This window comes from Pedobacter zeae (genome assembly GCF_014196715.1).
GTDB lineage: Bacteria > Bacteroidota > Bacteroidia > Sphingobacteriales > Sphingobacteriaceae > Pedobacter > Pedobacter zeae.
Window position 1 is genome coordinate 373,755 of sequence record NZ_JACIEF010000003.1, and the last position, 24,231, is coordinate 397,985.

21 protein-coding genes and 1 riboswitch are annotated in these 24,231 nt (G+C 40.5%); of the genes, 4 read left to right on the plus strand and 17 right to left on the minus strand.

All coding sequences use genetic code 11. The features are described from left to right. Window positions 1-37: 37 nt before the first annotated feature. The 8 genes from GGQ60_RS14615 to pckA form a co-directional block, all read right to left on the minus strand. On the minus strand, window positions 38-1,756 hold the full coding sequence (locus GGQ60_RS14615; protein WP_183765742.1) for a tetratricopeptide repeat protein: 1,719 nt from the start codon (window positions 1,754-1,756) through the stop codon (window positions 38-40). A gap of 87 nt (window positions 1,757-1,843) precedes the next feature. Beyond that, window positions 1,844-2,743 (minus strand): PstS family phosphate ABC transporter substrate-binding protein, encoded by a 900-nt coding sequence (locus tag GGQ60_RS14620; protein WP_183765745.1) that lies wholly within the window; start codon window positions 2,741-2,743, stop codon window positions 1,844-1,846. An 8-nt stretch (window positions 2,744-2,751) separates the two neighbouring features. Next, on the minus strand, window positions 2,752-2,979 hold the full coding sequence (locus tag GGQ60_RS14625; RefSeq protein WP_029274767.1) for a hypothetical protein: 228 nt from the start codon (window positions 2,977-2,979) through the stop codon (window positions 2,752-2,754). A 6-nt stretch (window positions 2,980-2,985) separates the two neighbouring features. Then, complete coding sequence (locus GGQ60_RS14630; RefSeq protein WP_183765748.1) at window positions 2,986-3,804, minus strand: energy transducer TonB; 819 nt, start codon at window positions 3,802-3,804, stop codon at window positions 2,986-2,988. Between the two features lie 18 nt (window positions 3,805-3,822). Then, window positions 3,823-4,329, minus strand: coding sequence for an ExbD/TolR family protein (locus GGQ60_RS14635; protein WP_147227704.1), 507 nt, complete (start codon window positions 4,327-4,329; stop codon window positions 3,823-3,825). Between the two features lie 3 nt (window positions 4,330-4,332). Continuing rightward, window positions 4,333-4,947: a biopolymer transporter ExbD gene (locus tag GGQ60_RS14640; RefSeq protein ID WP_183765751.1), complete on the minus strand. Its 615-nt coding sequence runs from the start codon at window positions 4,945-4,947 to the stop codon at window positions 4,333-4,335. 78 nt (window positions 4,948-5,025) lie between these two features. Further along, window positions 5,026-5,856 carry a MotA/TolQ/ExbB proton channel family protein gene (locus tag GGQ60_RS14645; protein WP_183765754.1) on the minus strand — a complete coding sequence of 277 codons (831 nt, stop codon included), beginning with the start codon at window positions 5,854-5,856 and terminating at the stop codon, window positions 5,026-5,028. A 297-nt stretch (window positions 5,857-6,153) separates the two neighbouring features. Beyond that, the gene (gene pckA / locus GGQ60_RS14650) at window positions 6,154-7,749 is read right to left on the minus strand and encodes a phosphoenolpyruvate carboxykinase (ATP) (RefSeq protein WP_183765757.1); all 1,596 of its coding nucleotides are present in this window, start codon (window positions 7,747-7,749) and stop codon (window positions 6,154-6,156) included. A gap of 693 nt (window positions 7,750-8,442) precedes the next feature. Here pckA and thrA point away from each other — a divergent pair. From thrA to thrC, 4 genes are all read left to right on the plus strand, one after another. Continuing rightward, entirely contained in the window at window positions 8,443-10,896 is a 2,454-nt protein-coding gene (thrA, locus tag GGQ60_RS14655; protein ID WP_183765760.1) for a bifunctional aspartate kinase/homoserine dehydrogenase I, read from the plus strand. A 4-nt stretch (window positions 10,897-10,900) separates the two neighbouring features. After that, complete coding sequence (locus tag GGQ60_RS14660; protein ID WP_221235975.1) at window positions 10,901-11,353, plus strand: DinB family protein; 453 nt, start codon at window positions 10,901-10,903, stop codon at window positions 11,351-11,353. 21 nt (window positions 11,354-11,374) lie between these two features. Beyond that, a complete protein-coding gene (locus GGQ60_RS14665; RefSeq protein WP_183765763.1) occupies window positions 11,375-12,307 on the plus strand; it encodes a homoserine kinase in 933 nt (310 codons plus the stop codon). 86 nt (window positions 12,308-12,393) lie between these two features. After that, window positions 12,394-13,701: a threonine synthase gene (thrC, locus tag GGQ60_RS14670; RefSeq protein WP_183765766.1), complete on the plus strand. Its 1,308-nt coding sequence runs from the start codon at window positions 12,394-12,396 to the stop codon at window positions 13,699-13,701. Between the two features lie 127 nt (window positions 13,702-13,828). On the opposite strand, the gene GGQ60_RS14675 is transcribed toward thrC, so the two are convergent. The 9 genes from GGQ60_RS14675 to murQ form a co-directional block, all read right to left on the minus strand. Further along, complete coding sequence (locus GGQ60_RS14675; RefSeq protein ID WP_183765769.1) at window positions 13,829-14,188, minus strand: hypothetical protein; 360 nt, start codon at window positions 14,186-14,188, stop codon at window positions 13,829-13,831. Window positions 14,189-14,332: 144 nt separating this feature from the next. Further along, window positions 14,333-14,746: a tail fiber domain-containing protein gene (locus GGQ60_RS14680; protein ID WP_183765772.1), complete on the minus strand. Its 414-nt coding sequence runs from the start codon at window positions 14,744-14,746 to the stop codon at window positions 14,333-14,335. A gap of 76 nt (window positions 14,747-14,822) precedes the next feature. Continuing rightward, a complete protein-coding gene (locus GGQ60_RS14685; protein WP_183765774.1) occupies window positions 14,823-15,125 on the minus strand; it encodes a hypothetical protein in 303 nt (100 codons plus the stop codon). A gap of 44 nt (window positions 15,126-15,169) precedes the next feature. Next, a complete protein-coding gene (locus GGQ60_RS14690; RefSeq protein ID WP_183765777.1) occupies window positions 15,170-16,561 on the minus strand; it encodes a pyridoxal phosphate-dependent decarboxylase family protein in 1,392 nt (463 codons plus the stop codon). A gap of 86 nt (window positions 16,562-16,647) precedes the next feature. Beyond that, window positions 16,648-17,601 carry a methylenetetrahydrofolate reductase [NAD(P)H] gene (gene metF / locus GGQ60_RS14695; protein ID WP_183765780.1) on the minus strand — a complete coding sequence of 318 codons (954 nt, stop codon included), beginning with the start codon at window positions 17,599-17,601 and terminating at the stop codon, window positions 16,648-16,650. Window positions 17,602-17,745: 144 nt separating this feature from the next. Further along, a complete protein-coding gene (metH, locus tag GGQ60_RS14700; protein WP_183765783.1) occupies window positions 17,746-21,441 on the minus strand; it encodes a methionine synthase in 3,696 nt (1,231 codons plus the stop codon). 189 nt (window positions 21,442-21,630) lie between these two features. Then, a riboswitch (SAM riboswitch) is annotated at window positions 21,631-21,735 on the minus strand. A 116-nt stretch (window positions 21,736-21,851) separates the two neighbouring features. Further along, window positions 21,852-22,607, minus strand: a complete 756-nt coding sequence (locus GGQ60_RS14705) for a Bax inhibitor-1/YccA family protein (RefSeq protein ID WP_183765786.1) — start codon at window positions 22,605-22,607, stop codon at window positions 21,852-21,854. Between the two features lie 37 nt (window positions 22,608-22,644). After that, the gene (locus GGQ60_RS14710; RefSeq protein WP_183765788.1) at window positions 22,645-23,211 is read right to left on the minus strand and encodes a hypothetical protein; all 567 of its coding nucleotides are present in this window, start codon (window positions 23,209-23,211) and stop codon (window positions 22,645-22,647) included. Window positions 23,212-23,316: 105 nt separating this feature from the next. After that, window positions 23,317-24,120, minus strand: coding sequence for an N-acetylmuramic acid 6-phosphate etherase (gene murQ, locus GGQ60_RS14715; RefSeq protein WP_183765791.1), 804 nt, complete (start codon window positions 24,118-24,120; stop codon window positions 23,317-23,319). Window positions 24,121-24,231: the final 111 nt, after the last annotated feature.

The following is a 24,231-nucleotide window of genomic DNA, read 5'->3' on the forward strand; positions in this document are numbered from 1 at the left end:
ACCAAACTCTGCCTTTTCTAAATTATTTAACTTTAAACTATTTGCCTTTACCTTTTGCAGGAGCAGGTGCGGCTAATTCTTTCAACTTAGCTGCAGCAAAAGTACCACTAGGGTAAACCGCTACACTTTTGTTAAAATATTCTTTAGCTTTTTCTTTGTCCTTATAGAAATAGTAACCACCAATGGTATCATAAGCTTCAGATAATTTTTTAGCGTTAGCTGTTGCTAATTCTGGCTTTTCAGTGATTTTTTTGATGTACTCTTCATAAAAAGGAATCATCAACCCTTTTGGATCTTTCTCATCGTCTAATAAACTGTTGATACGTGCTCTGGTAAGGTAAGCATCGTATGTTTCTGGCGATAATTGAGTCACTTTGGCAATAGATGAATCAGCTTTCACTAAAATCTCTTTCGAAGGATTTTGTTTAGCAGTTAATTTAGCTGCATAATCAAAGTAATTTGCCATCGCATTATAATAGTAGTTATATAATGCACCTTTTCCATTTGGATTAGCTTTTATTGCTTTTTCGTAAACTTCTGAAGATTTAGCATATTTCTTGGCATCATAGAAGCTTTTAGCAACTTCTGCCAATGCATCAGCATTTGTTGAATCTTTTTCTACTGCTTTGGTAATGTTGATCAAAGCTAAGCTATCTTGACCAGCTTTTAACTGTGCTTTACCTAAATATAAATAGTCAAAGCCAAGGATTTTATTTGGATCTTTCTCTTTTGAGAAAAACTCATTCATACTGGTTAATGCAGCAGGATAATTTTTGTTCTCATAAGCAGCCCAGCCTTTCATCCTTGATACAATAGCGCTTTTAGGATCATTTGCAGGAGCCTGAATGGTTGATGCAACCTGCTCTAAAGCTGGAAAATCTTTTGCATAAAACAAGAACTGAGCATAACGCAATTGAGATTCTAAAGATTTATCCGTTAAATCCATGTACTTTTTATAGTTCTCTATTGCTTTGGCTGCTTTTTGCTTATCAGTACCGAAGCTACTCCATTGTAAGTATAATTCACCCAATTCGCGGTAAGCCGGACCATAGTTCGGGTCAGCTGCAATTACATCCTGTAATTCTTTTTCTCCTTCCGGAAAAGCCCTGGATTCCTTGTACATTTTACCGATCTGCGTTTTAGCTCTTCTGTTGTTCGGATCAATGTCGTTAACACGCATATATGGACCTAATGCTTCAGAGTTTTTCTTTTGTAACGCATAAGCATCACCCTGCGCCAAGAATACTTCTGCATCTTTATCTTTCGCATCTAATTCATCTGCTTTGGTAATGTTAGCCAGTGCATTTGTAAAATCAGGTTTAGAAACATCATCACTTGGTTTATCCTGCGCTAAATATGCTTTACCGATATACAAATAAGTTTTGTAATCTTTCGGTGCCAAAGCCACAGCTTTATCAAAATTGGTTTTTGCAGAGGTCGGGTTGTTTGATAACATATCTGCTTCGCCCAAACCAATCAGGTTTAAGTTGTTTTTAGGATCGGCGGTAATGCCTTTAGTAAATACCGCTCTGGCTGAGTCGATATAACCGGTTTTTAAGTAAACCAAACCAAGATTGTAATAATTATTACCATCTGATGCTTTAGAGCTCACCAACGATTTAAGCATTGATGATGCTTTTTGGTACTGTTCAGCGTCAATGGCTTTTTTCGCGTCATTTAAATCTTGAGCAAAAACTGCAGAACCCATCAACACCAAACCTACATTTAAGGTTATTGCTTTCTTTAAAATTTTCATCGGATATTCTGTTTTTTTTATTTAATAAAAATGAAGTGTCTCTTTAGATTTACTTCGTGGTTCAATTTATTTTTTTTTAACTTAATTTCACTTTGTCAGGTGAAGTTCTCTCGGCATTAATTTATGTGGCCCCAGTCCAGATTTAAGTACAATCAATTGTCCTCTCTGACTTCTTAACCATGTTGCAAATCCTGTGCCTAAACCGTCTCTCCCCTCGCAATCGATAATATTTATGTTTCTTAAGAAAGGATAAACACCGTTGATCAAATTATCCTGGGTTGGTTTATAAAACTGGTCATCGCCAACTTTACCTTTCAAATTTTTCACTCCCAATACTTTTACCTGCGACAGGTATCTGCTTACCTCTGTATTTTGGTCAGCAATCCAATTTACGCCCAAAATACCAATAAAATTTTTATCTTCTGCAATAAGTTTAATGACTTCTTTGCTAGAATTTTTAGAATAAACACCTGTGGCTGGAAATTGATTGATTTTAGCAAGTTCCTTAAAGTATTGAAAAGTGCTTGAATAAGCGTTATCGAATACCAATTTTTTTTCTGATTTCTTCCCCTGTAATATATCAATCACTTCTTTAACGGTAATGGTGCTGTCAATATTGCCCTGATTGGTAATTAAAGCAATACCGTCAATTGCAAAACGCGAAGAGTTGATCTTAATATTACGCTGATTATAATACTTTTCTTCAGCTTTGGTTAACAACCTTGGCAAAACAATTACCCTTACACTATCATTTAAAAATGCAGGCAATAATTTCTCCTCGGGTTTTACGGTAGTCTGAAACTTTGCATCCGGATAATCCAAACTAAAAATATCGATCTGATTTTGAACAATTGGTCCAACACTTTCATCAACCAATATTTTTAAGGTCCCGCTGGTTCTGGTCTCTTTAACAGCACCGGCTTTGTTTTTACGTTTGCACGATACAAGTAAAGCTATTACACAAAATATTAAGAGGAAATTTTTCATTGAGGTGATTAATCGCGCCTACCCAGGCTTAAAAGTCTTACAAAAGCATAAATAATTAAGAAGATACCAATTGCGATACGGCCCCATTGCGGAATAGTACTTAAGCGGAGGGCTATTGGTTCGTAAAAGATGAATGCAAAGCCCAATACCACATAAAAGACAAACATGACAAGGCCTAAAATGAGCAAAAACCGCTGTTTAGGCGATTTTTGCTTAAAAATATCAAAATTTAACATCTACTATTAGTTCAATGTAAAGTTAACGTTGATGTTATATTTTACCCTTACAGGCTTACCATTTTGAATACCTGGGTTCCAACGCGGACTGGCTTTCAATACACGGATGGCCTCTTCATCAGTTCCGCTACCTAAACCACGGGTTACCGTGATATCAGTTAGCTTACCATCTTTTTCCACAACGAAAGATAAAAATACTTTACCCTGAACGTTGTTTTCCTGTGCCATTGGCGGGTATTTTATTGCTCCTCCTAAATACTTATAGAACTTAGCAATACCTCCCGGGAATTCTGGTTGTTTCTCGATACTCACAAAGTCGTAAACTTTATTGTCATCAACCGCAACAGCAGCTTCCCTTTTTGGTCCTTCACCTACCGGTTCAGCAATCACGATATCTGCTGTTGGATCACCTTTGATATCTCTCTGACCCGGATCAGCCTCTTTCAATTTTTCTACTGTAGGTGGTTCATCACGAACTTCGATATCTGGTTTTACAATTGGAGGTGGCATTTTTACCTGGTCAACCTTTGGTGGCGGTGGCTCTACCGGCGGCGGCGGAGGTGTTTCCGGGTTTACCGGCGGTGGCGGAGCTAAAATTACTTCCTGTGCTTTTACCTGCTCTTCCTCATGATCCATCGAACCTTTGATCAGGCTATAGATTTTTGGAGAGAAAAATAAAACAAGGAAGATTATAGATCCAATAATTAAGGCTCTTGTAGTGGTAGCACCATTGGTTTTACGCAATTGGTATGCACCATAGTTTTTGTTTTTATCGGCAAAAACCACTTCAAGCCATTCTTTTCTGAATATATCTAACTTCGACATAACTATTGGTTTTACTGATTATAAAATTCCTTTTTCTTTCATGAACTGTTTCTCATTGTCAAGGATGTTATCATCATCAATCTGACGAACCTTTACTTTAAGAATTTCCAACTCGTCCATGATATCAACAAAGTTCTGAAAGGTAGAACCTGATGTTGGTTTAACAAGCACAACGAAGTCGCCCGCAACACCCGAAGCATCAGCTGTTTTTCTATTTTTTACAATAGCGTCTTCTATCTGTGAACCTGATTCGATTGTTGGTGCGCTTTCTCCGGCTACTCCCATGTACCATGCTACTTTATTGTTTTTACCCAATAAGATGGTCATCGTTTTACTCGCTTTCAGCTCTAACCTGTTTTCAGGTAACTTTTCGTTTTTATCCGGTTTTGCAATATCCATCGCCTGTGGCGTAGAGATTACTGTTGTTAAGATAAAGAATGTTACCAAAAGAAACATTAGATCCACCATGGGGGTCATGTCAACCCTTGGCGTGGCTTTCTTCCCGCCTGTGTTTAATTCTGCCATTTCTTATTTCTTTTTAGCTTCAGAGTTAGTTACCAACAAGAATTTGTTTACGCTTTGTTTCTGAAGTACATCAATAATCTTTTTAACTACAGGATATTCTTCCTTTGCATCACCTTTGATACTGATGCGCATGTCCTGATTGTTGATCTCTTTCGTCGCTTTACGTGCATTTAAAACCCATGCATTCAACTGGTTGTCAGTCGAATCTGAAGGTATGCCCGGCTGAACTCCAGGTTTCATACGGTCGCCGCCATTCATGGCGATAAGCGACTTTAAGCTCTGGATCGGCACACCGAAGCTCCCTATGTTCGAAAAGCGCTGAATTTCTATTGGAGTGAACGATATTTTATACTGTTCGCCCATCAGCTCTAATGTTTTCGCTCTCACTTTTGTACCTGCTACTTCAAAGAAAACTTTACCCTGCCCAATGGTTAATATCGCATTGTTTTCTACCGGTACCTTAAATTCATACGTTGATGAAGGTGTAGAAACAGCTAATGGTTCTGGTTGCCTTGCCGTAGCAGTTAAGATGAAGAAAGTAAGTAACAATGATGCCACATCACACATGGCGGTCATATCGGTTACCGTACTTGTTCTTTTAACTTTAATTCTAGGCATAATATTTTTACTAGTTTTTAATAATGATGATCTTTTTTCCGGTTTTCCATAAAGCCGGTAAAAATTTTTTCAAAATTCTTATTTATGCGAACTAGCGTATGTTTGAACGATGCTGAAACCAGCCTCATCGATTGCGTAAGTTAACTTGTCGATTTTAGAAGTTAATACGTTGTACATGATAATTGCCACAGTAGATACCAAGATACCGGTTGCAGTGTTGATAAGTGCCTCAGAGATACCTACCGCAAGTGCTGATTGATCTGGAGCACCAGAGTTTGCCAAACCGGCGAATGCGCGGATCATACCGGTTACTGTACCCAATAAACCTACCAATGTACCAATTGATACCAAAGTTGCAATTACAGTTAAGTTTTGCTCTAACATTGGCATTTCTAAAGCTGTAGCTTCTTCAACCTCTTTCTGGATGGCAACAATTGATTGCTCAACATCCATGTTGGTATCAGCTTCGACTTCGCTATATTTTTTCAAACCAGATTTAATTACGTTAGCAACTGAACCTTGTTGTTTATCACACTCAGCTTTTGCAGCTTCGATGTTTCCTGCGCTTAATAAGCCTTGTACTTTACGGATGAAAGTATCTAAGCTCGTTTTTCCACTCGCTTTACCAATAACGATAATACGCTCGATAGAGAATACAATTACTACCAATAGTAATCCAACCAAGATTGCTACGATAGGGCCTCCTTTGTATGCCGTTCCAAGATAGTTACCAGGTAATGGTAATTTTTCTCTGTCACCATCGATAAAGTTGCTTCCTTCTCCGAATACGAATCTCCAAACACAGAATCCAATAACGATACAGATTGGAATAACGAATGTTGCAAATACATTTGAAGCGCTAGAAGAGCTCTCTTTTTTAACAGTTGTTGGTTTTGGTGCGTTTGCCATTTTTTTTGAATTTTTAGTTTTAGTTCTTGTTTTTAATTTTTAGCTGTTTTTTCTTATTGTATACACACAACGTTTCTTAACCGAAATTGTTGCGAAAAACAAATTTATAAATTGATTTTAAATTACAAATTAATAAATCAACAAGCAATTAAATCGTTACTTAGAATTTTGTTCCGGCAAATCACCTAGGGTGTATAACAAAAAAATTGCCCCAGCCGAGGCAATTCTTTCACAATAAAAACTAAAAAAAAATCGAATTGCAAATTTTTTGCTCAAAAAATGCATTTTAAAGCACATTTAACATAATTTTAACGCTTCTTGTCTGCTTTTTGACACTTTTGTCAGTTCGAATTGCTTAAAATTCTCTTCAAAGGCATTAGCCAGCTGATAAGCCTTTAAAAAATATTCTTCCCGGTTATCCCATGTTTTGGAAGGATCTAAAATATCATCCGGAACCCCCGGACAGTTTAACGGCATCATCAGTTTAAATACGTGATGTTGTTTATAGTGGTGATGATTTAAACTGCCGTTCAATGCAGCTTTGATCATGGCGCGCGTATAGCTTAATTTCATCCTTTTACCCACTCCATAGGCTCCCCCACTCCATCCGGTATTGACCAGCCAAACGTTTACTTCGTGCTTTTTCATCTTATCGCCCAATAAAGCCGCATACCTGGAAGGATGAAGCGGCAGGAAAGCTTTGCCAAAGCAAGCTGAAAAAGTGAGCTGTGGTTCGGTAACCCCAGCTTCTGTTCCGGCAACTTTTGCGGTATAACCGCTCATAAAGTGGAACATGGCCTGTTCAACATTTAACCTGGAAATGGGTGGCAATACTCCAAATGCATCAGCGGTAAGGAAAAAAATATTTTTTGGCACGGCCGCTACAGAGGGCAGGATGGCATTATCAATATAATCTATCGGATAAGCAACACGTGTATTTTCTGTTTTATCGATGTTGGAGTAATCCACCTCTTTTGTTCCCGGGAAGAAGTTGATGTTCTCTAATAAGGCACCAAATTTAACTGCCTTGAATATCTGTGGCTCTTTTTCCTCCGTTAAATCAACACATTTGGCATAACAACCGCCCTCGAAGTTGAATACGGAATCGTTTCCCCAGCCATGTTCGTCATCACCGATCAAGCCCCTTTCAGGGTCGGCAGACAGTGTGGTTTTGCCCGTTCCGGACAGGCCGAAAAATATAGCCGTATCGCCATCTTTACCCACATTGGCCGAACAATGCATAGAAAGCGTATTTTTATATATAGGAAGTATAAAGTTCAACACCGAAAATATTCCCTTTTTGATTTCCCCGGTATAGCCTGTACCTCCTATAAGGATCATTTTCCTTGTAAAATTAATAATGGAGAAATTTCCCTGGCGCGTTCCATCCACGGCAGGATCGGCCATAAAACCCGGCGCAGCAATAATAGTCCATTCGGGCGTGATCCCCAGCTGATTTGCTTCCGGGCGGATAAATAAATGATGAGCAAAAAGATTCTGATAAGCCGTTTCGGTAATTACACGAATGGAAATCGAATAATCCGGATCGGCGCATGCTGAAGAGTCGCGCACGTAAATCTTTTTATCGCCAAGATAACCGGTGAGCTTATCATATAACTGATCGAATTTTTCAGGGCCGATTTTAATGTTTACATCACCCCACCAAACCTGATCTTCAGTGATATCATCGCACACGATAAAACGGTCTTTAGGCGAACGTCCGGTAAATTTTCCCGTATCAATGGCCAACGCACCACACGCAGCCATGGTACCTTCATTATTTAATAAGGCTTCATCAATCAACTCCCCTGGAGATAACTGGTACTTTACAGCAATGTTCCCACCGAGATTTAAATAGTTTAAATCTGGCGCTTGCAGTTTCTTTTTGCTCATAACAATAAGTTAGTTAGTGCAGCAAAGGTAAAGACTTATCTTTTACAAAAACGAGTTTTAAAAAGTAATTTTTTACATATTGTAGCAAATACACTATGATTCAAATTACTTATTATCAATTAATTATACACTTATTTTGAATGTAAAAAAAATTAAAAATATACACTAAGTAAAACTATTTTACAGAACCGGATATCATCCAGTGTCATAGTAAACTTATTTAAAAGTAACCTCAGCATCTTTTCGAATAAAAAGCAGAGGCATTACGTACATGATATAAACCGAGATGGAAAGGTTGTTGTAAAGCCTCTTATCCCGCCTTGCCGGAAAATACTCCGAAAGGAAGAAGGAATATGGCTATTTCATTTGTTTAAACGTTTTAATAGAAATTTCGAAATAAAAATTAAAAAACATTTGCATTTTAAAAAAATAATCTTCTACTTTACAGTGTACAAAGTACACCAAGTAATGACAAATTTTAACACTTCAATTATTTCAACAATTATTATTACCACCGGTATAAACCAGCGGGACTAATTTGTTGTAGTTGAAAAAAACATAAAAAACACAAAAAGCGTCCCGATAAAAATCGGGACGCTTTTTTTTTAAAACCATGCTGAATGAAACCCTGTACAAACGAGCATTAAACCACAGATCGGTACGGCAACAGACAGTTAAACCCAATATAGACTAATGAAAGTACTCAAATTCGGCGGCACATCCGTAGGTTCGGCCGAGAACATTAAAACCCTCTTACGCCTGGTTGGCGAAGAAAAACAGAAGAACAATCCGGTAGTTGTATTATCGGCAATGAGCGGTGTAACCAATTTGCTAACCGATATGGCCGAAAAGGCCGAACGGGGCGAAGATTACGATGCACATTTAAAAGAAATTGAGGCCAAACATTTTGCCGTGATCCGAACTTTGTTGCCGGCAGCGGCGCAAAACCCGGTATTTACACGGTTAAAGATCTTTTTTAATGAACTGGAAGACCTGTTGCAGGCCGTAACCAACCTGCGCGAACTAAGTTTACAGACCAAGGATCAGATTATAAGTTACGGTGAGCGCTGTTCTACTTTTATGATCAGCCATATTGCTTCGCAGCAATTTGGAGATGCTCTTTATGTAAACGGTGCAGATTACATCAAAACAGACAGCAATTTTGGTCAGGCAAAAGTAGATACCGAACTGACTGAAATGCTGATCAACAACTTTTACCAGGAAAATAAAAACAAGGTACTTTTTGTTACCGGTTTTATTGCCAGCAATGCAGCCGGACGGGTAACTACCCTGGGCCGTGGCGGCTCTGACTATACCGCGGCAGTTTGGGGCGCAGCCTTAAATGCAGAAGAAATAGAAATCTGGACCGATGTAAACGGCATGATGACTGCAGACCCGCGGATCGTAAAAAAAGCTTTTTCTTTGCCAGAATTAAGCTATACTGAAGCCATGGAGTTGAGTTATTTCGGTGCAAAAGTAATTTACCCTCCTACCATGATCCCGGCTTTCATGAAAAAAATCCCGATTGTAATTAAAAACACTTTCGAACCGGATTTTGCGGGAACCTATATCAAAAGTGATGTAAAATCGTCGAACTTACCCATTAAAGGCATTTCATCTATCGATCATATCAGCATCATCAACCTCAGTGGCAGTGGTATGGTTGGTAAAGCCGGTTTTAGCGGCCGCTTATTTTCATTACTCTCCCGCGAGCAGATCAATGTGGTTTTAATTACACAATCGTCATCAGAACACAGCATTACGTTCGCGGTTAAACCAACAGATGCTTCACAGGCTATCTCCTTAATCAAAAAGGAATTTGAACTCGAATTGGACGCTAAGAAGCTTGAATTACCGGAAGTTGAAAATAACCTGGCAGTTTTGGCCATAGTGGGCGAAAACATGAAACGTACCCCGGGTATGAGCGGCCGTTTATTCAGTGCGCTTGGCCGTAATGGCATCAACGTAAGGGCCATTGCACAGGGTTCTTCAGAATATAATATTTCTGTTATCATCAGTAAAGACGATTTATCGAAAGCCGTAAATGCAGTTCACGATGCTTTTTTTACCGACCTAAAAAGGACCTTGAATATTTTTTGCTTAGGGACCGGAAATATCGGAAAAACCCTTTTCAACCAATTAAAAGAGCAAATGCCTTTCCTGGCGGCCAATAACGACCTCCAGGTAAAGGTTACGGGAATAAGCAATACGCGTAAAATGACTTTCAATGCGGATGGCTTGTCGCTCGACAACTGGGAAGCAGAATTAGCGGATCAGGGCGAACCGGCCAACCTGGCTGAATTTGTAGCTAAAATGAAGGCCATGAACCTGCCTAACTGTGTTTTTGTTGATAATACTGCAGCTGAAGCCCCAATTGAATTTTACCAGGGTATATTCGAAAGCAGTATTTCGGTGGTAACCTGTAATAAAAAAGGTAACTCGGCCGATTTTGCACAATACAAATCGTTTAAAGATACTGCGCGAAAATTTGGAGTAGATTTTTATTACGAAACCAATGTAGGTGCCGGTTTACCAATTATCAGAACCTTAAGAGAATTAATGATGAGTGGCGATAAAGTGGCACGTATTGAAGCTATATTATCAGGAACCATTTCTTACATCTTCAATAACTTTAAAGGTGATGCCGGATTTTACGAAACGGTAAAAGAAGCACAGGAACTCGGCTATACCGAACCCGACCCGCGCGATGATTTAAACGGAAAAGATTTTATGCGTAAAATGCTGATCCTGGCGCGCGATGCCGGTTATCCTTTAGAAGCGAGCGACGTAAAAATCGACAACATTTTACCGGACGCGTGTTTAAACGCAACATCAGTTGAAGATTTTTATTCAGAATTACAGGCTAATGCGGCTTACTTTGAAGATCTGAAAAATACCGCAGCCAAAGATGGAAAGGTATTACGTTACATCGGAAAACTCGAAAACGGAAATGTTGAAATCAGCCTGCAGATGGTTGATGACAGCCATCCTTTCTTTATGCTTTCGGGAAGCGACAACATTATTTCTTTCACCACGGATCGTTATAAATCGCGCCCTTTAGTGGTAAAAGGACCGGGTGCGGGAGCAGAAGTTACCGCAGCTGGAGTTTTTGCCGATATCATTAACGTAGGAACTTTAAGCAATTAATTGTATGCATCCGGTTTTAGTACAAAAGAATGAAATCATGCAACTGGTGAACCAGGCGCTGATTGATTTTGAAAATATTGATGAAACGGCCTGGAATGATAAGCCGCAACCAAATAAGTGGTCGAAAAAGGAATTATTGGGCCATTTGATTGATAGTGCGTCCAATAACATCCGCCGCCTCATTGTTGGCCAATACGAGCAAGGGGTTAAAATCATTTACCACCAGGATGAGTGGGTAGCCTATCAAAATTACCAGGCGGCCGATCTTGAAGAAGTGAAAACCCTGTGGAAGCTTTCGAATAACCAGATCTGCCGGGTTATTGAAAATATCCCTCCGGAAAAACTGCAAAACACTTGCGATACCGGAAAAGGAAAGACAGCGCTGCACAGCCTTTCCTATTTTATCGAAGATTACGTTGTGCACTTAAAATATCATTTAAACCAAATCACTGCTTAACCAAGCGCTAAGCTAATAATAATGAAAAATAGTATAAAAGTTTTCGCCCCAGCCACTGTTGCCAACGTAGTTTGTGGTTTCGATGTACTGGGATTTGCCGTTAATGAACCAGGCGATGAAGTTGAAATGCGTTTTACCGATACACCTGGCGTAGTGATCAAAACGATTACCGGCGATGACGGCCGTTTGCCTTTAGATGCTGCAAAAAACACCGTTAGCGCCAGCGTACAACATTACCTGAAACACGTAAACCGGTTGGATGTAGGCGTAGAAATTAAGCTGCACAAAAAAATGCCAATAGGTAGCGGCTTAGGTTCGAGTTCGGCGAGTACCGTTGCCGGTTTATTTGCCATAAACAAATTAATGGGCGATTTGCTGACCACCAAAGAACTGGTTCCATTTGCCATGAAAGGCGAAGAATTGGCCTGTGGCTATGGTCACGCCGATAATGTTGCACCTGCTTTACTTGGCGGATTTGTATTGGTTAGAAGCTACGAACCGCTCGATGTAATTTCTTTGCCTACCCCTGCAGGCATGTATGCGGCAATCGTTTATCCTGAAGTAGATGTACCAACGAAAGATGCACGCCAGATGATCCGCAGTAAAGTATCGTTAAAAGATGCGGTTACCCAATGGGGAAATGTAGCCGGACTGGTGAGCGGCTTGTTTATGAACGATTTTGATCTGATCGGGAGAAGCATGAAAGATGTACTGGTAGAGCCAACCCGTTCCATCTTAATTCCGGGTTTTGAAGAAATGAGAACGCTGGCCATGGAAAATGGTGCCATCGGATTCGGAATTTCAGGATCAGGTCCATCAGTATTCGCCTTAACCAGGGACGAAGAAACTGCCCGAAAAATCACAAAATCGCAGCAACAACATTTACATAAAATAAATATTAACAGCAAAGCTTTTGTTTCTCCTGTAAACGCGGAAGGACCAAGAGTGATGTAAGTAAGGTGTAAGGTAAAAGGCATAAGGCGTGGGGGCATACCTATCGCACAGCCCTAAACCTTACACCCTAAAGCTTATAACTTAAAATGAAACTATACTCAACCAATAATAAAGATTTACGGGTTTCTTTTAAAGAAGCCGTTTTTAACAGCATGCCACAGGATAAAGGTTTATATATGCCTGTTGAAATTCCACAGCTGGATCCTGCTTTTATCGAAAATATTGAACAGTACACTTTACCCGAAATTGCGTATCAGGTAGCTTCTGCACTGCTGAAAGATGAAATTCCGGCAGATGACTTACAATCCCTTATAGCTGATGCCATTAATTTTGAGGCACCGGCTGTTAAATTAGATGATAAAACCTTCGTTTTGGAACTTTTCCATGGCCCATCTCTGGCTTTTAAAGATTTTGGCGCCCGCTTTATGAGCCGGGTAATGGCCTATTTCTTAAAAGATGGCGAACAACTTTTAGACGTGCTGGTTGCTACTTCAGGCGATACCGGCGGCGCAGTAGCTTTGGGATTCTTAGGCGTGCCTAATACCAGGGTAACCATCCTTTATCCGGAAGGAAAAGTGAGTCCGATACAAGAGCTGCAGTTAACCACCAATGGAGAAAACATTCGCGCCATTGAAGTAAAGGGTACTTTTGACGACTGCCAGGCTTTGGTAAAACAAGCTTTTGCCGATGCTGAGCTTAATGCAAGATTCCGCCTAACCTCGGCTAACTCGATTAATATTTCGAGGTTAATCCCGCAAACCTTCTATTATTTCAACACTTATGCACAGCTGAAAAAACAAGGGCATAATGCTGTGGTTTTTTCCGTACCAAGCGGAAACTTCGGCAATATTGGTGCAGGTTTATTAGCTTACAAACTGGGTTTACCTGTAAAACAGTTTATCGCCGCTACCAATGTTAATGATACGGTGCCCCGCTTTTTAGCCACGGGTAACTATGAAACCAAACCTTCTACACAAACGTATTCGAATGCAATGGATGTGGGTGCACCAAGCAATTGGGTAAGGATTATGGATTTGTTTAACCAGGATGTTGAAGCTTTAAAAAAAGTGGTTACTGCTTATCGCTTTACCGACGAAGAGACACTGGCCGGAATCAAGGCCATCGACAATCAGTTTAATTATGTGGCCTGTCCGCACACTGCCATTGCCTATCTGGCGGTAGAAAAATATAGACAAGAAAATCCGACAGATGAAAGCGCTGCAGTATTTTTATCTACGGCACACGCCTGCAAATTCCCGGATATCTTTCCTGCGGATATCGCTGTCAAAATCGAAATCCCGGAGCAGGTTACAGCTTTAGAAAGCAAACCTAAACAGGCTGATCAGCTAGGCGTAGATTTTGAAGGGTTTAAGGCGTATCTGCTAAAAGGGTAATAGTATGCTGTTAGGGATTTGTAATTTCTACTGTTGAAAAGATTTTAATCCTTTTAGAAATTGTTCGAAACCAGATTACACATCCGAAAAATGACTGGTCCGGATTGCAAATCCGGACCAACTTAAATTAATTAACCGAAGCGAAAGCTGTAGAAGTAATGCTGACATTATTAAATGTAGCACTTCCTGAATCGGTGGTAATGGCTTGTCCGTTAAATCTAAATGTGCGTGTACCCGGGGCCGCAGTATAAATAATAACCGTATAGGTACCGGCAGTCAACGGGCCATATGAACCTCCACTCGGGCCAAAATAAGCACTAATTGGAGTAGGGCCGTACAGGTAAATAGATCCGTTATCGCCGGTTCCATTACTTAAATTTAAACCAATGCTAAAAAATTTACTGGCACTATTTTCAGCCTTAATTTTTTGCAAAGGCAACATAGCCAGCACTGTACAGAACAGGAATAATTGAATAAGCTTTTTCATAACAATTGTTTTTTAATGGTAGATTTATATTGGTTATTTTTATAAAAATAAAAAATTTAAGCGTTATTCAGGATCGGTTTATTTATAAAAATAAAAAAGGTCAGGATATTACTCCCGACCTAAATTAATTATAAGACTAAAAAACTACTTTGTATTTCTGGATTTTAAACTGTTTAATTCTGCCCTTAATTGCGCTATTTGCTCTTGTTGCTCCTTTATACTGGCTACCAGAAGCGGGACCAGGCTTTCATAATCTACTTTGGTAATGGTGGCGCTTTTAAAGGCATTTTTGCCCGAGCTGTAGTCTTTTGCCTGTACTGAAACAATACCCGGAACGGCTGCCTTTGCATCGGCACCTACAAAACCATATTGTGGCCTTGCAGATAATCTTAATTTTTCGGCCCAGGCTTTATCATAATTAAAACTTACCGGTTCAAGTTTAATAACCTGCCCTAGGGCGTTTTCGATAGGTTTAACATTGTGTTGCGCAACTTCTTGCGCACTTAATTTTAAAGAGGCAGCGGCTAACAGCACTGCAAATGAAATTGCTCGTTTCATATATATATTCTGTGTTTTTTTAAATAGAAATGGGTTCTGTTTATGCTAAACAGGAAAACAAACCTTAAAGGGATGTTTATACGGAAGGTGGTGGAGTTAAAATATCCGGGAAGTAAGCCAACTGAAAAGAATGGTCAGGAATGATCACCCTTTTTGAAATTTGAAACGGGAAATATACTGCTCCCTGAAATACGATCTGCTGTACCTCATACTCACTTTCTGCTTTTTTTTCTTCCTTCTCTGTTGCATCGTCATTCGCAGATGCAAGTTCAATCTGGCTGGTAACCTGGCTTAAATACGAAACAACATGGCTTACCTTTAAGAAAAAAGTAATCGCTATGCAGACAATCAGTATATATTTAAAGCCTCCGGATTTCATTTTTACAAATATAAACGATCTGCTTTTAAAACAATAATCTGAGCTTAAAGTTCGTTAAGAATTTCGAGCATGGCATTGGTAGCCAGTTCCACATCAGCTACTGAAGTGCGCCAGTTTACAAAAGCAGCACGTATTCCTTTTTTCCCGTTATAAAACGTAGGGGTCATGAATACTTTTCCGCCTTTATTTAACTTATTCAGGAAAACTGCAACTAAACTTTCATCTCTTAACGAAAAACAAACGGTATTTAAACGTACAGGCGCCAACAACCCGAAGTTTGGATTTTCATTAATAAAATCAGCAAACTGTAAAGCCATTTCCACATTGGTTTCTATAATTTCCTGATAACCCCTTTTTCCATAACTTGTAAGGGTAAACCAAGCCGGTAAAGCTTTCAGGCGGCGGGAGTTTTCGGGCAGGAAATTGAGGTAGCTGAAGTTTTCCATCGGATCGCCCAGATAGGCTGCATTCGAGTTCTGAAACGTTTCTACCTGCAGCAACTGGTGTTTTTCTTTCACAAAAAACACAGCACTTTCATAAGGTACATTTAACCACTTATGGCAATCAACGGTAATACTATCGGCATTTTCCCAGCCTTTAAGCAGGTGGCGGTATTTCGGTGAACAGGATGCAAAGCCGCCAAAGGCGGCATCGATATGCCACCAAAAATTATATTTTTCTTTCAGGATATTAATCGCTTCAAAATCATCAAAATCTACTGTATTTACCGTTCCCGCACTCGAGATCAAGATAAAGGGTTCGCCGTTTAAGGCTTGTATTTTCAGTTCCAGATCAGCAACATCCAGCGCTTCTCGATTGCCTTCCATAACTTTTACCTGAATAAAATTACCACTTCCTAAACCCAGCATCGACAAGGATTTTACGGCAGATGAATGTGGTGTGGCCGATAATACTTTTACGGTTCCAGACACCCCTTCTCTTGCAAAATCTTTACCCAACTGTTTGCCAATCCATTGTCTGGCCACAGCCAGGCAGGTGAAATTAGACAGGGTTGCCCCGGTTACAAAACCACCAAAATAATCCTTAGGCAAGTTAAACAGGGAAAGCAATAGCTGGATGGTCTCCAGTTCGATAACTGCTGAAATATCGCCAGTACCCTTTGCGGTCTGTGTGTTTTGATCGTAGATGGTGGATAACCAATCGCCGGCAATGGCTGCAGGAGTTGTTCCTCCGGTTACAAAGCCCCAATATCTCGGGCCAGATGAAGCCACCATAACGGGTTCGAAACGCCGGTTAAACTGGGCGAAGGTATTTTTAACACCTATACCCTCTTCACTTAAATCAGGAATAATTTCCACTTCTGAGGGATTTGCTGTTGAGCGCTCATGAATATGATTTAAATAGTCTATGCCCTGTTGTTTCACTTCTGTTAATATGGCATCAAGGTTTTGTTGGTCGGTACTTAAAGTATTCATGATCATTTCAATTTTCCATCATCCTCAATTCAATCAGCATCTTTTGGTTAAGACCCTGAAAATAAATCAGATCAGTGGTTCTCTCCTTAAAAAATAGCCTTTGCAATCTTTTTAGTCTGCTTAGGGCGGCCCATGGTATAAAAGTGCAATACCGGAACTCCAAAATCAATCAATTCTTTACATTGTTTAATCATGGCTTCTGTACCGATTTCTTTTGCCTCGTTATTATTTTTAGCGTGAGCCAGGGCATCGGTTAACTCATCAGGTAAATCGATGTGGAAAACCTTAGGCAGCACATTTAACTGCGATAAGGTACTGATGGGCTTTAATCCCGGAATAATCGGGATATTAATATCATTTTCCCTGCATTTCTTTACAAAATCGAAATACTTCTGGTTATCGAAAAACATCTGTGTTACAATAAACTCTGCACCTGCCTCTACCTTCTTTTTCAGGTATTTGAAATCGGTATTCATATTAGGGGCCTCAAAATGTTTTTCGGGATAGCCGGCAACACCGATACAAAAATCGCTCTTAAAGGTTTCTACATCTTCATGCAAAAATTTACCTTCGTTATGGTTCTTAATGTGTTCAATCAGGTCTGTGGCATAACAATGTCCGCCCGGGGTAGGAACAAAATTTCCATCCGCTTTACGGGCGTCGCCGCGCAGGGCCAGTACGTTATCAATGCCTAAAAACTGGAGATCGATCAGGGCATTTTCCGTTTCTTCTTTGGTAAAACCGCCACAAATAAGATGCGGAACGGCATCAACCTTATATTTATGGATAATGGCTGCACAAATGGCAATGGTACCCGGACGTTTACGGTACGACACCTTTTCCAATAAACCATTTGCCTGTTCTTTATAAATGTAATCTTCGCGGAGCGAGGTTACATCGATAAAAGGCGGATTAAACTCCAAAAGTGGTTCTATGGCATCGTAAATCCATTGGATGCTTTGCCCTTTTATAGGCGGTAATAATTCAAAAGAAAATAAGGTCTTACCCTTCGCGTTTTTTATATGGTCTGTAATCTTCATAACCTAATTTAGTTGTGATGCCGGATGCTGATGAAACATCTCTAACACCATAGCAGTTCCTGTTTTTTGATGACTGCTCACATCAAAATCATCTGTTCTCCGCGCCCGGGTTCCTTCGTTGCACGCAGGATAACCAGGCGAAGGTTAATAAGCTAAATTCGGACTTAACCATCGCTCCACTTCTTCAATAGGCATGTTCTTCCTGATGGCGTAGTCTTCGATCTGATCTTTGGTAATTTTTCCCAATCCGAAATACCTCGAATCCGGGTGTGCGAAATAAAACCCGCTTACCGCAGCCGTTGGGTACATGGCATAACTTTCAGTTAAACGCAGGCCAATTTTATTTTCAGCATCGAGTAATTGAAATAAGGTTCCTTTTTCGGTATGCTCCGGGCAGGCCGGATAACCGGGTGCCGGGCGGATCCCCACATATTCTTCCTTGATCAGTTCCTGGTTAGTCAGGCTTTCATTCTGTGCATACCCCCAATATTCTTTACGTACACGTTCGTGCATGCGCTCGGCAAAAGCCTCTGCTAAACGATCGGCCAATGCTTTTGCCATGATGCTGTTATAATCATCGTAATTGGATTCGAATTCATTCACCAGCTCATCAATCCCAATACCTGCAGTTAAAGCAAAACCACCAAAATAATCCTGGATTCCGCTTTCTTTTGGTGCAATAAAATCAGATAAAGCGTAATAGGGCTGCCCATCTACTTTTTCGGCCTGCTGGCGGAGGGTGTGGATGGTTACCGGTCTTGGGTCCTGAGTCTCAAGTCCTGAGTCGCTGGACAAACTTCCGACTTCCAAAACAATATCATCTCCAACCGAATTTGCTGGCCAGAAACCGATTACAGCCCTTGCGGTTAGCAGTTTTTCGTCGAGGATGCGTTTTAGCAAAACCTGTGCATCATCAAAAAGTTTCCTTGCTTCGTCGCCTACATTTTTATCGTCGAAAATTTTCGGATAACTTCCACGTAGCTCCCAGGTATGGAAAAACGGTGTCCAATCGATATACGGAACCAATTCTTCTAAGGGATAATTATCAAACACCCTTGTGCCGGTAAATTCGGGAACAGGTAAGTTAGGTTGAAAATCAATCTTAAACTTATTATTCCGGGCCTCTTCCAACGTTTTAAACCGTTTATCTGATCGCTTATTTAAATGCGCTTCACGTGCCTTATCGTATTCAGCCCGGATGCCCGCAATATATTCATCCCTGGTATCGGGATTCATCAAAGTGCTGCAAACCGTAACACTCCTCGAAGCATCCAGTACATGGATAGCCGGGCCTGAATAATTTGGCGCCACCTTTACTGCAGCGTGGATCCTGGAGGTAGTTGCTCCACCTATGATCAATGGGATGGTAAAACCTTCGCGCTCCATTTCTTTGGCGAAGTGAACCATCTCATCCAATGACGGCGTAATCAACCCGCTTAAACCAATAATATCGGCATTTATTTCTTTAGCCTTTTTGATGATATCCTGTGCAGGAACCATCACGCCCATATCTACAATTTCAAAGTTGTTACAGGCCAGTACCACCCCTACAATGTTTTTACCGATATCGTGTACATCACCTTTCACTGTGGCCATCAATACCTTACCCGCTGAAGAATTCTGATCCTGGTCGGGATTACTCAGTTTCTCCTGCTCAATATAAGGCAACAGATAAGCAACTGCTTTTTTCATTACCCTGGCCGATTTTACCACTTGTGGAAGGAACATTTTTCCGGCACCGAACAGATCGCCAACAATGTTCATTCCATCCATCAACGGCCCTTCGATAACCTGTATCGGACGGTCGTATTTTTGCCGTGCTTCTTCAACGTCATCATCCAGGTACTCAACAAGGCCTTTTACCAGTGAATGTGATAATCTTTCTTCAACCGTTCCCTTACGCCACTCCTCATCTTTAACCACTTCTTTGCCTTTAGTTTTAACCGTATCGGCATATTCGACCAGGCGTTCAGTTGCATCTTCCCTGCGGTTTAAGAGTACGTCTTCTACCCTTTCCAACAGTTCGGGCGGAATTTCCTGGTAAACCTCTAACATCCCTGCATTTACGATTCCCATATCTAAACCAGCCTTGATAGCGTGATAAAGAAAGGCCGAGTGCATGGCTTCGCGTACCACATTATTTCCCCTGAAAGAGAACGAAATGTTAGAAACTCCTCCGCTCACTTTAGCATGAGGCAGGTTTTCTTTGATCCAACGGGTTGCATTAATAAAATCAACCGCGTAATTATTGTGCTCTTCCAATCCGGTGGCCACCGTTAAAATATTCGGGTCGAAAATGATATCCTCTGCCGGGAAACCGATTTCGTTTACCAGGATATCGTAACTGCGCTTGCAGATTTCTATCCTTCGTTCGTAATTATCTGCCTGCCCCTGTTCATCAAAAGCCATTACCACTACTGCAGCCCCATACTGCATAATTTTACGGGCACTTTCGCGGAATTTATCTTCGCCTTCTTTTAGAGAAATGGAGTTTACGATGCCTTTTCCCTGCAGGCATTTTAAGCCATTTTCGATCACTGACCATTTCGATGAATCGACCATAATCGGAAGTTTGGCAATATCCGGTTCGGAGGCAATCAGGTTCAGGAATTTGGTCATGGCTGCTTCTGAATCCAACATCCCTTCATCCATGTTCACATCAATTACCTGAGCACCACCTTCAACCTGTTGCAGGGCAACGGCCAAAGCAGCTTCATAATCGCCGCCCAGAATCAGTTTCGAGAATTTCGGAGATCCGGTAATATTGGTTCTTTCACCAATGTTTACAAAAATACTATCTGGGGTAATGGTTACAGGTTCCAATCCGCTTAAACGCATGTAAGGCTCAATAACCGGTACTTTCCGGGGTGCTGCTTTTCTTGCGTTTTTAGCAATACAACCAATGTGTTCGGGAGTAGTACCACAGCAGCCACCCACAATATTAACAAATCCCGAGGCAATAAAATCATCAACCAGGTGTGCGGTTTCGTGTGGTTGCTCATCGTAAGCACCAAATTCGTTTGGCAAACCGGCGTTAGGATAGGCTGATACATAACAGCCCGCTTTTGCAGCCAGTTCTTCAATATGCGGACGCATTTCTTTAGCGCCCAAAGCACAGTTAAAACCGATACTTAAAGGGTTGGCATGCCTTACAGAGTTTAAGAAAGCCTCAGCCGTTTGGCCCGAAAGCGTTCTTCCGGAGGCATCGGTAATGGTTCCCGAAATCATGATTTCGAGTTTACGGCCAATTACCTCCTCATATTTTTTAATGGCTACAATAGCCACTTTTGCATTTAAAGTATCAAAAATGGTTTCGATCAATAAAACATCCGAGCCTCCATCAACCAGGCCTCGTACCTGCTCATAATAGGCTTCTTCCAGCTCATCAAAATAAACTGCCCTGAAACCGGGGTCGTTTACATTCGGCGACATCGAAAGGGTACGGTTGGTTGGGCCAATGGCACCGGCAACAAAGCATTTACGATCGGGATTTGCCGCCATAAATTCTTCTGCAGCTTCTTTTGCCACGCGCGCGCCTTCAAAACTCAGCTCGTAAGAAAGGTCCTCCATCTGATAATCGGCCATGGAAATGCGCTGCGTACTGAAGGTATTGGTTTCGATAATATCGGCACCAGCCGCCAGGTACTCCAGGTGTATGGATTTTATAATATCCGGACGCGTGATGTTGAGCAAATCGTTATTGCCTTTTACATCACAGGGATGGTTTTTAAAGCGTTCTCCCCTAAAATCTTCTTCGGTTAATGTATAACGCTGAATCATGGTGCCCATAGCCCCATCAATCACCAAAATACGTTTCTCTAATTCTTCTCTTATGCTCATTCTTGTTGTTAGATATGAGAGATGAGAGGTTAGCTATAAGCTGTTAGGCATGAGATGGGCGATACGAGAATGGATAAACACAATGTCCCAAATCTCAAATCTGTGGTCTCAAATCCACTACTTTAATCTATTGTCTCAAATCTCAAAAAAAAGCTTATTTAAAAAGTTGGTACGTGAATCGTAATCCTAAACTTATCTGTTTCCGCTATTTGCAGAATAGAATTTAGCACCTTGTAAGGTTACAGGTTGCTAAGACTTCGTTGGGTCTAATCCCTCCGTCTTTCTTAATAAGCATACAAAAATGCAACAAAGCAACATCAATTCCAAAAATTATCGCTTTGCAACCAAATAAAATTACAAAGGCCATGCAAAACTGCACGGCCTTAAGAATATTGTTTTGTATTTGAAGGTTATCTTCTGCTACCGAAAATACGCAATAGCGATAAGAACAAATTAATAAAAGTGATGTAAAGCGATAAAGCGCCTAAAATAGCGAGCTTTTTACCTTCATTTACAGCCAGAGTATTACCATTTTCGTCTAATCCCTGACCAATTCTTTTTAGTTCCTGTACTTTATAAGCAGTTAATGCAGTAAAAACAGCAACACCGATAAATCCCATAATGTAACTTAAAGTGGAGCTTCCTAAAAAGAAATTAATGAAACTAATGATGACTAAACCAATTACTCCGGCAAATAATATTGGCCCAAACTTACTTAAATCTGTATCTGTGGTATATCCCATTACAGCCATCACAGCAAAAATTGCTGCTGCAGCAGCAAAACATATTACAACTGACGGCAAAGAATAAATTAACAAGATAAAGCTGAGCATTACCCCAGTTAATACCGAGTATAGCAAAAATACGCCTATTAATGCTTGATATGACATTCTTTGCATGCCAGCTCCTAATAGTAATACTAAGCCAAGCGGGGCGAATATGGCAATATAACCGAGCACGGTAAATCCACCTTTCCCTGTTTCAGGATTAGATGTTACAAGATAATTCATTACGGCTGGTGTACTTGCTATAAAATATGCTGCTCCGGTAGAGACTACCAATGCAACAAACATCCATAAAAATACATTCCCGAAAAAACGTTTAGATTCAGGTCTTGTCTGTACGAAAACACTGTTGTCCTGATATTGATAATTTTGTTGTTCCATTTTAAATTTGTGTATTTAACTATATAAAAATAATGGTTTAGCTCAGTCTTTTTGTCAGCAGTTCTTCAACTTTTTTGAAAAACTGCAGGGGTTTTAAGGTACGCCAAGGCAGACTATCAAATGCCCCGCCAAAGTTAATATAATAATCGATGTTATTATCTCGAAATTCAGCGATAACGTGTTCCTGAAAGTTCACTCCAACAATCCAGCCATCTTCCACTTCCTGAAACCATTCTTCATAATAACTGTCATCAGAGGCATGAAAATTCAGTACATTTTCACCGATCAGGATAAATTTATTGATTCCCTCATCCATCATCAGTTCCAGAATATCGCGCTTCAGCAACATAATATCGTTGTTAATGGCATCGTTCCATTCGCCTATAAATTCTATAATGACATAACCGCGATCGTAATCGGCATATAACACTTTTATATAAAGCGTATTGGATCCAAACTCATCCCACTGCGGATGCAGTAAAAAATTATAAATCTGCTTATCGAAATAAAGTTCTGAATATTCGGTATTATAAAACGGCGAACGTTCGTCTTCAGCCGAAATATAATCATCTCTCCATTGGTAATAAGGCTCTATCTCGTGCATATATTTTAATTATTGAATGAGTGAATTTTGGACGAGCGAACATATCATGGTGATTTCTACATCGCATCTCTCTTTCATTCAATCCTCTATCTTTCTCTAAATTCCCTAGTGCCCCGCTTCTACTGCTTTTCTTACACTTCCGTAACGGCTTAGCAATGCAGCAGCTTCATCGTAGGCAATATTCAGTTCATTGGCCACCATTTGCGTGCCACGGTCTACCAGTTTATGATTGGTTAACTGCATATCGACCATTTTATTGCCAACCACGCGCCCCAGCTGAACCATCACCGTGGTGCTTAACATGTTTAGCACCATTTTCTGCGCCGTACCCGATTTCATTCGGGTAGAACCGGTAACAAACTCTGGTCCAACCACTACTTCAACCGGAAAATCAGATTCGGCAGCTATCGGTCCACCGGTATTGCAAACAATGCAACCGGTTAAAATGCCATGCTTACGTGCCGTATTTAATCCGCCAACTACATATGGAGTAGTGCCTGATGCGGCCAGGCCTACCAGGCAATCTTTTTCATTGATCTTAAATTCCTGAAGATCTTTCCAGGCTTGTTCGGCATCATCTTCGGCAAATTCAACTGCTTTCCTGATGGCAGTATCTCCGCCGGCAATAATTCCTACAACCCAATCAAAAGGAACGCCATAAGTAGGCGGGCATTCCGAAGCATCGACTACACCTAAGCGACCACTGGTACCGGCACCGATATAAAAAAGACGACCGCCTTTTTTCATTCGCTCGGCAACGGCAGATGTTAATTTTTCGATCTGCGGCAAAGATTTTTCGACAGCAAATGCGACCGTTTTATCCTCGTTATTAATGCCCTGCAAAATTTCTAATACCGACATCTGATCAATATGATCATAGTTAGATTCTTGCTCGGTAACTCTATTCATAAATTTAATTTTGATAAAATTCGGTAAATTCTTTCTAAAAATTGTCTTAAAAAAACAAAAATATCACTTACAGCAGCCAACTACACTCCCTGGGCAATAATTTTTATTAAA